At 58.6% G+C, this 9465-nt stretch carries 13 protein-coding genes; 7 read left to right on the top strand and 6 right to left on the bottom strand.

Annotated features, from left to right (window positions below; all coding sequences use genetic code 11):
* Window positions 1–124, bottom strand: a 124-nt coding sequence (locus tag CK240_RS16715; RefSeq protein WP_095641444.1) for a type II toxin-antitoxin system ParD family antitoxin, incomplete at its 3' end; no start/stop codon positions are given.
* 609 nt (window positions 125–733) lie between these two features.
* On the opposite strand from CK240_RS16715, the gene CK240_RS16710 reads away from it, so the two are divergent.
* From CK240_RS16710 to CK240_RS18370, 5 genes are all read left to right on the top strand, one after another.
* Window positions 734–1186 (top strand): GntR family transcriptional regulator, encoded by a 453-nt coding sequence (locus CK240_RS16710; protein WP_240517538.1) that lies wholly within the window; start codon window positions 734–736, stop codon window positions 1184–1186.
* A gap of 63 nt (window positions 1187–1249) precedes the next feature.
* Window positions 1250–1699: a hypothetical protein gene (locus CK240_RS18375; protein WP_135058879.1), complete on the top strand. Its 450-nt coding sequence runs from the start codon at window positions 1250–1252 to the stop codon at window positions 1697–1699.
* Between the two features lie 158 nt (window positions 1700–1857).
* Complete coding sequence (locus CK240_RS16700) at window positions 1858–2637, top strand: ATP-grasp domain-containing protein (protein WP_095641441.1); 780 nt, start codon at window positions 1858–1860, stop codon at window positions 2635–2637.
* Between the two features lie 367 nt (window positions 2638–3004).
* Window positions 3005–3166 carry a hypothetical protein gene (locus CK240_RS18775; RefSeq protein ID WP_167650094.1) on the top strand — a complete coding sequence of 54 codons (162 nt, stop codon included), beginning with the start codon at window positions 3005–3007 and terminating at the stop codon, window positions 3164–3166.
* 1 nt (window position 3167) lies between these two features.
* Entirely contained in the window at window positions 3168–3722 is a 555-nt protein-coding gene (locus CK240_RS18370) for a hypothetical protein (protein ID WP_135058878.1), read from the top strand.
* A 575-nt stretch (window positions 3723–4297) separates the two neighbouring features.
* Here the strand turns inward: CK240_RS18370 and CK240_RS18365 are convergent.
* The 3 genes from CK240_RS18365 to mobQ form a co-directional block, all read right to left on the bottom strand.
* On the bottom strand, window positions 4298–5302 hold the full coding sequence (locus CK240_RS18365) for a hypothetical protein (protein ID WP_135058877.1): 1005 nt from the start codon (window positions 5300–5302) through the stop codon (window positions 4298–4300).
* 55 nt (window positions 5303–5357) lie between these two features.
* Entirely contained in the window at window positions 5358–6422 is a 1065-nt protein-coding gene (locus CK240_RS16685; protein WP_135058876.1) for an HD domain-containing protein, read from the bottom strand.
* A 187-nt stretch (window positions 6423–6609) separates the two neighbouring features.
* Window positions 6610–7674 carry a MobQ family relaxase gene (gene mobQ / locus CK240_RS16680; RefSeq protein ID WP_095641437.1) on the bottom strand — a complete coding sequence of 355 codons (1065 nt, stop codon included), beginning with the start codon at window positions 7672–7674 and terminating at the stop codon, window positions 6610–6612.
* A 157-nt stretch (window positions 7675–7831) separates the two neighbouring features.
* Here mobQ and CK240_RS16675 point away from each other — a divergent pair, with 157 nt between their 5' ends.
* Both CK240_RS16675 and CK240_RS16670 read left to right on the top strand, forming a co-directional pair.
* Window positions 7832–8083: a hypothetical protein gene (locus CK240_RS16675; protein WP_095641436.1), complete on the top strand. Its 252-nt coding sequence runs from the start codon at window positions 7832–7834 to the stop codon at window positions 8081–8083.
* Window positions 8080–8655 (top strand): hypothetical protein, encoded by a 576-nt coding sequence (locus CK240_RS16670; RefSeq protein WP_095641435.1) that lies wholly within the window; start codon window positions 8080–8082, stop codon window positions 8653–8655. Before CK240_RS16675 ends, CK240_RS16670 begins: the two co-directional genes overlap by 4 nt.
* A gap of 146 nt (window positions 8656–8801) precedes the next feature.
* On the opposite strand, the gene CK240_RS16665 is transcribed toward CK240_RS16670, so the two are convergent.
* A complete protein-coding gene (locus tag CK240_RS16665) occupies window positions 8802–9095 on the bottom strand; it encodes a type II toxin-antitoxin system RelE/ParE family toxin (protein ID WP_095641434.1) in 294 nt (97 codons plus the stop codon).
* Window positions 9092–9340: a type II toxin-antitoxin system ParD family antitoxin gene (locus CK240_RS16660; RefSeq protein WP_095641433.1), complete on the bottom strand. Its 249-nt coding sequence runs from the start codon at window positions 9338–9340 to the stop codon at window positions 9092–9094. The genes CK240_RS16665 and CK240_RS16660 overlap by 4 nt, the downstream gene beginning before the upstream one ends.
* Between the last annotated feature and the right edge of the window lie 125 nt (window positions 9341–9465).

Raw genomic sequence — 9465 nt, 5'->3', positions numbered from 1 at the left:
CTTCCAGCAGTCGAAGTCCAGCCCGGACCACGTCGCTGGCCGAACCATAGCGTCCCGATTGCACCTGCTCGCCAATGAAGCTGGTGAAGTGGTCGCCCAGCGAAACGGACGTGTTGCGCGGCATCGCAGCCTCCTGTTCCTCAGCAATACCAACAGTTACCAAAAAATACTACAGCGCTGGCTTGTCCGCAAGAGTGCCACTCCCCCCTGACCCCCCTCGAACCGCTGGCGGGGCCATCGAGGCCCCGCCAGCGGTAGGCCGCCAAAAACTCCACAGCCCGTCCTAAGGGCGGGGGGTCGCTAGCTCCTTGGAGGGCGCTCCCCCCCGGCGCGCAAGCGCGCCCGGACTGTGGATTTTTTGCCGTCCTTTAGATCATAAGAGGGCGAAAAAATAACTTATTGATTATAAATGATAAAAAAGAGGGGGGTGCCTCATGAGCTATGAGGCACCCCTGCCTCATCTAAATGAGGCAGGTTTTGCGATTTTTGAACGCCAGCGTTCAAAAATTTCTTGCAAAATTCGGACACCTTTGTTCAATATTTGAAAGCAGATGAGGCAGGTTGCCTCATCTGCCGACTCGATCCATGAGCCCCTTAAGGACCGTGAGATATGACCTCTGAGCGTGCTACTCTCCCCCCTCGTGCCCCTGCTGGTCAGTGGGTGCAGACTGAGCGCGCCGCGCATGAGGCATGGGCCGCTTTGATCGCCAAAGCTCCAAAGGCCGCTCAGCTCATGCATATTCTGACGGCACGGGTAGGCGAGCATAACGCTGTAGTTATCAGCCAGAAAACGCTGCGCTCCTTAATGGGGTGTAGTCGTCCAACAGTTCAACGTGCTCTCGATGTTCTTTCACAGGACAAATGGATTGAGATTCGTCAGATTGGCGAAAGCGGCACGGTTAACGCTTATGTCATTAATGATCGTGTCGCGTGGACCAGAAACCGCGACGGCCTGCGCTACAGTCTGTTTAGTGCGGCAGTTGTAGTATCTGAAGAGGAGCAGCGTGACCGGGAGGAACTAGGCCAGCAAGAGCCTCTGCGAAAAGTGCCAAGCTTGTTCCGTAACGAGGCGCAACTGCCGGGCGGTCCAGGTCTGCCTCCTCCCTCACAGCCGTTCCTAGGTGGGATGGAGCCGGACCTGCCAGCTACCCGGCGCGGAGCGGATGACGACAAGAGTGAAGTCTGATAGGTTCTAGGAACCCTCCCTGAACCCCGTCCGTGGGACGATCCGGAACCCCATAGGAACACCATGCATTTCAGCCTGTCCCAAGCGGCCAAAGAGACCGGCAAGGGGAAATCCAGCATCCATCGGGCTATAAAATCTGGCAGGTTATCAGCCCAGCGGCACGAGGACGGCACTTACAGCATCGACGCGGCCGAGTTGTTCCGGGCATTCCCCCCTGCCCTATTGGAACCGGTACCGGAACAGGCTGTGGAACCACATCAGGAACCATCTGCAACTCCTTCCGCGGCCGAAGAAGTCCTGCGGGTCCGGGTCGAAATGCTGACCGCCCAGCTTGAACGCGAGCAGGAGACGGTGGCCGATCTGCGGCGCCGGCTGGACCGGGCCGAGGAACGCATCCTGGCGCTGTCGCACACCCCTGCCATAACTCCGGCTGCCTCCTCGGTAGCACCCCTCCAGCCGCCTGACCCTAAGCCGTCCAGACGGGGCCTGTGGAAATTCCTGCGCCGGTTCTAGCAGCGCAGGATCGGAGCAGGCGATTGCCGGGTAGCTTGGTCCTCGGCAAGTCCATCAGCGAGGCAAGGGGTGATGCAGTTTGAGCCCTTAGCGGTCATTGGCTTTAGGGCTCTTGTATGCTCTCAAACCCAGTGTCGCGGTATGGGAAGAAATACGAAATGCAGTGGATTCTTCAGCAGTTCGAGGACACGCAGAAGCTTGCGGATGCGCTTGACCGGCTGGGCATCTATTACTCGTGGCACAAGGTTGTTCCGTTCATCGGCGAGCTTGTGCCCGAGCCTGAAGTGCGCGACCCGCGGGCTGTGGTGATGTTCGGTTCCTACACGCTGTGGCGATACGCGGAAGCCAAGGGCTTCCATCCAGGTGTTTTCCGGATAGCGCCCTTCGTCCATGAGAAGCCGTGGCAATCCTTCATGCTCAACGGTCCGGATGCGGCATTTCTTCATGTCAGCGAGATCGAGGCAAAGCTACCTGACGATGGTCGCCACTGGTTCATTCGGCCGGTCGCTGACAGCAAGGAGCAGGCAGGAAACGTTAAGGCCGCTGCGGAAATTCGCGAGACAGCCCGCAAGGTCATGGCGCTCGACCCGGACGAAATCCCTAATGGCTCATTGCGCCCTGACACGCTGATGATGCTGACCCGGCCCGCCCGAATCCTCAAGGAGTGGCGCATCTGGATCGTAAACGGGAATGTCGTCACCTATTCGCTCTACAAAGAGGGAGCGCGGGTAACATACCGCCATGAGATCGACGAGGATGCTCTAGAGTTCGCCCAGACCCTGGCTGGACTGAACAAAGGCTATTCGCCCGCCTATGTCATGGACATCTGCCGCACCGAAGAAGGGCTACGGTTGGTGGAGACGAATTGCATCAATGCCGCCGGCTTCTATGCGGCTGACCTTGCGAAGCTCGCGGTGACAATAAACGGGATGGCCTGACACCGACAAACATCGCGAGCGGCAGCTTCGTCCGCGAAGCTGACCGCCCTCCTGCCGATCTGCCCGCCCCTTCGCCCCGCCGCGGGTGGCCCTGGCGCCGCGGCTGATCGCCTTCCCCCGCGCTCAACCTCTGATAGCCGAAAAATCCGTAACCGGTGTTATGGTAAGATCATCCAAGGGTTCGGGGATCGCGCGGGGGTTGTGCGGGAGAGGGGCGCGCGGGCATGTGTGGCGTCTATGAAGCGCAGGAATGGTACAAAGTTAATCGGCCTTCACAGGCATCTTGTTTTCTTACCAGGAAACCTGATCCTCTCGGTGTCCGCTCTTCTTATAGGCCTTAGGCGGTCGCAGAGGCAGGTGACGAGAGATGCCGGGCGACCGCGACCCTCTGGAGATCCTGCTCAAGCGTCAGAAGGTGCTCGCTAACTTCGCCGATTCTGCATTCCAGTCCGAGGAACTTGATGAAGTGCTGCAAGATGTCTGCCGGCTCGTGGCCCAAGGGCGCATAGGAAAATGCGTGAGCAACTAAAATGAAAATAAACACGCCCCATAATTATAATCGCAATAATCTTATGCGAATTCCCCATCATCTTACAAAAAATTTGGTGAGTTGCGGAAGGGCATTAGTTGCTACGGTGTCCATATTGGTTTCTGTTAGCGCCGCAAAAGCGCAGGATCATGATCTACTGCTCCGAGAAATGTCGCAATCAGATATTAGAGAATGTTACTACTGGGCAGTAGATATTGGCGCAGTTATTCTTACATCTCAAAAAATTGGGATTGATCCTTCACAAGAAGTTACTGACAAGATTTCTCCATTGGCCTTGTTCGGCCTAATGCCTGCTGTTTCCCTTGAAATGCATGCCAAGGCAAATGGCCAGACTATTCATGATGGCCTAACTAAAAGTTGGTTTGATGAACAGCAGGAAGCATTAGAATTAAAGTCATCAATAATTGAAGGCATATTATTGTCCGTGAGTAACAAAAAAGATCGACTTAGCACGCTGCTGGAAGATGCATTCGATGCGTCTATGCAATGCCGGCTTTATGAGCGCATCGTAAAGGAAGCAGGCAATAAGCCGTAGGCTTATGGTGTATATTCTATCGAATAACAATGTTTATTTATTTTTCAGGAGAGTAAGGAAATTCGGGGCGGACTTCCGAAGGTGCTTATGAGATCGTACGAAAACTGTAGATTTCCAAAAGCTACCTAAACCTGCTGAACTTAGAGTACCTAATAAAACCTTCTGATCTGGTTGAGGCAGATGAGAGCGCAGCCGAGGAGGACGAAGGCCTGGTGGATGGCGAGGCGGCGGAAGCCGTTGAACGATGCCAGCGTTTGCTCGACAACCCGGCGGTGTCGGCCTAGCCTTTCTCTGCTATCGGCGCGGCGTATAGCAATGCGGAGCGTGATCCTGCGTTTCTGGCATTCAGCCCGACTAGCGGTGATGACCTGTCACGCAATCTGGATCGGGAGCGGTAGGTGGCTACGTAGGCGGAACGCGTTGGTACGCTCCTCTGTTTACCAATCTTGTTGCAAGACCCGCGCCCACTCGGTCAGCATAACAAAATCCTTGCCATGCCTCAACTTTCGTTGTGACTGTCAATGCGAGTTTTCAGAGCGCGCAAGTTCACCATCAAAAGACAAAGCGCGGGCTTCTTACAGCATAAACCACCCAATTACCCGTGACCGCACACTGACGCCGGCCTCCTCTAGGATCGCCATGATCTCAGAGTGAAGAAGGTCCGAGTTAAACTTCATGGTAGGAAAAGGATTATTAAGCTCCATCTCATATCGTCTCTCATGAGCGACATCGGCAAGTGCATTGCGATTTTCAGAACGCGACATGAAGTCAAGGAAGTTCCCATAGGTCTCTAACAGGCGACCTAGTCCGAGAGGCTGACTCTCCAATACTGCGTCGGCAAGCCGTTCGATGGGGGACTTTGAGAAAGCCGCTAGTAATGCATCTTTGAATGCCTGGTCTCCGTGCGGATGCCTATCCGCGAGCGTTGCAACTGCCATCATGTTGGAGAAGTACCAGAACTTTCGACTGTGCCTCAGCTTGATGTTGCGGGTGCACCAGTCCTTCTCCGGATCAATTGCTCTAGGAATATACTCGATGCATAGAGTTTTATAATAACGCGCAACATCGTTGCAGAGGGAGAGGACGTGACGCCCACTGGTCCTGTGCTCACTGCCATATGCCTCCAGCAACCCAGCCCGTACATCCTCAATTGGCATTCCACCGCCGGCGCTGATCGTCTCAGTGAGAAGAAGGACACGCTTAGTGAGTTCCGCACTGTTGTCTTCATTTCCGCCGATCTTTTCCGCTCGAGTGAGACTGGTCAGCGAACACGCCTTCGTCAGATCTTCGCCCCTAGAGACCTTTATCTTAAGATGCTCTTTCAATTTCTGACGTAATTCAGCGTCATGGGGTGCCCACTCTGCCAGACACTTATCGTCTCGAGCGATCGGGACAAGGTCCAGGTCGGACGCCTCGAGCGCCTCCCTGCGTCCAACTGATCCTGTGGCAGCGAAACACAGCCCGGCTGTATCGACCAGCTTCGACTTAACGAACTGGTCGATGAAATCCCTTGCGTTCGCGGCAATCTGTTCGGAGTTACTCTGCGCCCTACTGTAAATATCGTTAGTACGTTGTTTCACGCACTCTTTAATATCTGCTCTCAAGACTACCCTCCCATCATTCACTTATAAAGGACTAAGACTTACCTTTTACAAATACCTCAGACAAATATTCTAAGGCGAAAGAATCCTTGAATTTTCTTGCAGCGTGATATTCGTCTGCTATTTGGTAGCTAAGAGGTTCTTTGTATCGGAACACTTCTCGATCAGGCCGCACTGGTTTATGCGCCACCTTGCGAAGGATATCTTTCTCATTGGCAAGAAGCGATTCTGAAAGATCTATGTTTATGTAAGAATCTCGGATCGCAGATGACCAAGAAGACTCAAATGCGACTGTCGCTTCCTTGTTAATGAAATGCGAGTATATTCTACCCTTTGCCCGCCAGAATTTTATAGCATCTGCCGAAGAGTTGCGCTTCAGCCTGATGCCCGAAACTAAATCCCGCTCCATGGAGTCGATGAAAACAGATGGTTTCGGCACCGGCAGACCAAAAGCCCTACCGCTGCGATACATTCCTTCTAGCGTATCGGGGGTCAGAGCCGAATGAAGCAAATTATGGAGGTGCGCGAGTTCGCCCGTGCCTGAACTCGCCCTTTTATCGAAGAGTGCAAGAAGGACATCGAAGTCAACACCCATCTCCTTGAGCGACCGGTAAACGCGTAGAGAGCGATGAAGCTTATTGTCGCCCGTAATCATCATGCGCCTAAGTTTGCGAGCACTGGTTTCTGTCGCGCTCGAGAAAGCCGCTTCGCCGGTGTGCGACAGCGGCCAAGTCGCGATATCGTGCAAAAGTCCCCAAAGGATCGCATAGCGGATCGTTGTTGCCGATAGTGACAGATCTTCAGCCATCCTGCCTGCGAGCAGCGCCACCTCGAAGCTATGATGAGCCCGACTACGATCGCTCGAGGTAGCAGAGAACCGGATGGGGTGACGCTCAATGGCAGCATAGGAAGGAGATAGGATACCAAGGAACGTAATTTTCGTAAGTCGTCGAAAAGAGTCGGAGAAGATGAGCGGCACGACAGTTTTGACAATGTCGCGAAAGTTCTGTGGACGACGCGCGATCAGCGCCGGCGTAGTCAGCCGCCCCACGCTTCCTTGTTCCACAAAGCAACGTTCCAAGCCTGAAATCTCCTGCAAGTGCTTCTGGCGCCTCCTTCCCGGCCGACAGGCGGCCGGGAAGGAGGCGGTTCCCTGGTAAAGTCACGCTTCCAGGGGACCCTATATCGGTGATCTACACATTAAACAAAGCCGCCGTACACGGGAAATCTGACCACAAGTGGACCGGTGCAAGTGCGGAGGAGGCGGGCCTGCCTGGCTCCGTAGGCTACAACCCGTGATCCAGCTCGTCGTCCCGGCGCGCATGCGCCTCACGTTCCTTCACCAGCTCCTGCTGGCGGCTGCGCTCAGCCTGTTCCATCTCATGCCGTTCCCGGTCCAGATCGCGTGACAGGTCGTCGCGCAGCCCGCCCTCGGCGGCTTCCGCGAAGAACTCCCCCCATGCATCAGGCGCCGGCTCCAGCGCCTCCAAGGTGCGTTCGGCCACGCGACCGAGCCAGTCGCGGGCGTGGCCGGCCAGTTCCTGGGCCACCCGCCCGACCTCCAGGGCCCGCGCCCGGACCTCCTGCCAGACCCGCACCGCCGCGACCTCGATCCCGCGCTCCTTGAGCTGCCACGCCCCGAGCGACAGCTGCGGCAACGGCTCCCGGTCCAGTTCCACGGCACGGACCGTCTGCGCCAGCTCCGCCGCCTCGTCGCCGCGCTCCCGCGCCTCGGCGGCCAGCTCCAGCGCCTCCGCGCGCTGCGCTTCCAGCGTCCGGTGGTCGATCCGCAGCGCGTGACCGGCTCGTTCCAGGGCGGCGTTGGCGTCCTGCGCCCAGGCCTCGCGCCAGTCCTCCAGAACCGCCACGGCGTTCCAGTCGCGGTTCTTGGCGGTGAAGCCCTCGGCACCGATCTCGCGGGTGGTCAGCAGGATATGGGCGTGGTGGTTGCGCTCGTCGCCGGTCAGCCCGGGGGCGTGGAGCGCGATGTCCGCGACCATGCCCCGGTCCACGAAGGACCGCTGGCAGAAGTCGCGGACCAGCTCCACCCGCGCCTCGTGGCTCAGCTCGGCTGGCAGGGCCACGCGGATTTCGCGGGCGAGCTGGCTGTTCTTGCGCGTCTCGGCGGCCTCCACCCGGTTCCACAGCTCGGACCGGTCATGCACCCACTCCGGCGCGTGGTCGGGCGCGAGGATTTCGACATGAGTGACGCCGCTGCGCGCCCGGTAGTCGAAGTCGAGCCCCGTGCGCGCATCGTGGATCAGCTCGCCGGAGCGGTAGGCGGCCGCGCCCGTGGCGCTGCGCCCGGCCGAGCGGGAGATCATCGAGGCCCGCAGATGATAGATCGCCATGGGTGCGCCGCGCTCAAGCCAAGGGGTCGAGGGGAAGCGCAGCCTCCCCCGCCCACACAAACGCGGCATGCGTTTGTATAAGTGGGCACTTCGTGCCTTGCAGCCTAGCTGCTCTGGGGCCAGTCTGGCAACCATTAGGAGAACGAGGGATTTCGGAATGGCGCGCACTATCGACCAGCAGATCGCGGAAGCTCAGGCCCGGCTGAACCGCCTCAAGACCCGCGCCAAGGCCACCGAGACCCGCCGCAAGATCATTGTTGGGGCCATCGTCACCACCGAGGCCCTGAAAGACCCCAAGATCGCCCGCTGGATGGCCGCCACCCTGCGCAAGAACGCCACCCGCGAGGTCGACCAGAAGGAGCTGACCGGGCTGCTCGCCGACCTCGACGCCAAGGCGGCCGAGGCATGAGCGACACGCCCAGGAGCCCCGCCCAGGTCATCAACGACCTGAGCGACCAGGTCCGGCTCCTGCGCCAGGACGTGGCCGTCCTCACCACCACCGCCACCACCAAGAAGGACGCCGCCGCCCTGCGCGCCGTCGTCCAGGCCTCCGTGAAGGAGGCCCAGGACCGCAGCGCGAAAGTCCTTGATGCGGCCGAGCGGGTCATCGACAGAAGCTACCAGGCCAACCTTCAGGCGGCCCGGGACGGGGCCGCCAAGGCCGTGGCCGGGCTCCAGGACGAGGTCAGGCAGGCGGCCAACCGGATGCGCCTGGAGGCCCTGAAAGGCAGCCGGCAGGCCCTCTACTGGTCAGGTGGGGTGTTCGCCGTGGCAGGCGGCCTTGTCGCCCTGGGAGCCCTTCTGGGCGTTCTGGGGCACCTCTGGCTCCAAGGGCGGGCCGATGCCCGCGCCTTCGGGGAGCATCCGGGGATCTTCTGCACGGGAGCCGGGGGAACCGTGGTGACCAACCCTGAAGGACGCCGGTTCTGCGCCTTCTGGATCGACCCGCCAATGCAGGCCAAAGGACAAGCGGATGAATGACTTTCCGGGGGTGATCCTGCAGGATGAGGGAAGCTGATCCGTCTTGAGGAGTGCGTCTCCGTCAGCTTCCGCCAGGGCGAAACACGGAATGGGCTGCCGCTGCGGGGTTTCCGGTTATCCCGACACACAAAAACCGGACCCTCCTGTCATTGCACCAAGTGCCGCTGCACGTCCTGCTTGCCGTGCAGGATGCGGACAACTTCCAGCCGATCGCCATGGTCGCGGAAATAGATCACATGCGCCCCGCTCGGATATTTCAGATAACCGGGACGCACATCGGCCACCCTCCCCCGCTTCCGGTCTGCCGCCAGGGCGCGGCAGGTGTCGCGGATTTCCTTGAGGTAGCGTTCGGCCTGACCGAGCCCCCACCGCTCGAAGCTGTATTCCCAGATGCCATCAAGGTCGGCTTCTGCCGCAGGGGTGAAGGTAAGGATTTTCATCTGGCCTGATGCTCTGCCCGCTTGCGGGTCAGGAACGCATCAAAGTCGAACTCTCGGGCCTCTCCCGACTGCTCGCCGGCAATTAGCGCCTCCTGCAAGGCTTTCACCTTGGCCTCGTGTTCTTCCAGCAGTCGAAGTCCAGCCCGGACCACGTCGCTGGCCGAACCATAGCGTCCCGATTGCACCTGCTCGCCAATGAAGCTGGTGAAGTGGTCGCCCAGCGAAACGGACGTGTTGCGCGGCATCGCAGCCTCCTGTTCCTCAGCAATACCAACAGTTACCAAAAAATACTACAGCGCTGGCTTGTCCGCAAGAGTGCCACTCCCCCCTGACCCCCCTCGAACCGCTGGCGGGGCCATCGAGGCCCCGC

It is taken from the genome of Paracoccus salipaludis, assembly GCF_002287065.1.
GTDB lineage: Bacteria > Pseudomonadota > Alphaproteobacteria > Rhodobacterales > Rhodobacteraceae > Paracoccus > Paracoccus salipaludis.
This window is presented reverse-complemented; position numbering and strand designations above follow the sequence as displayed.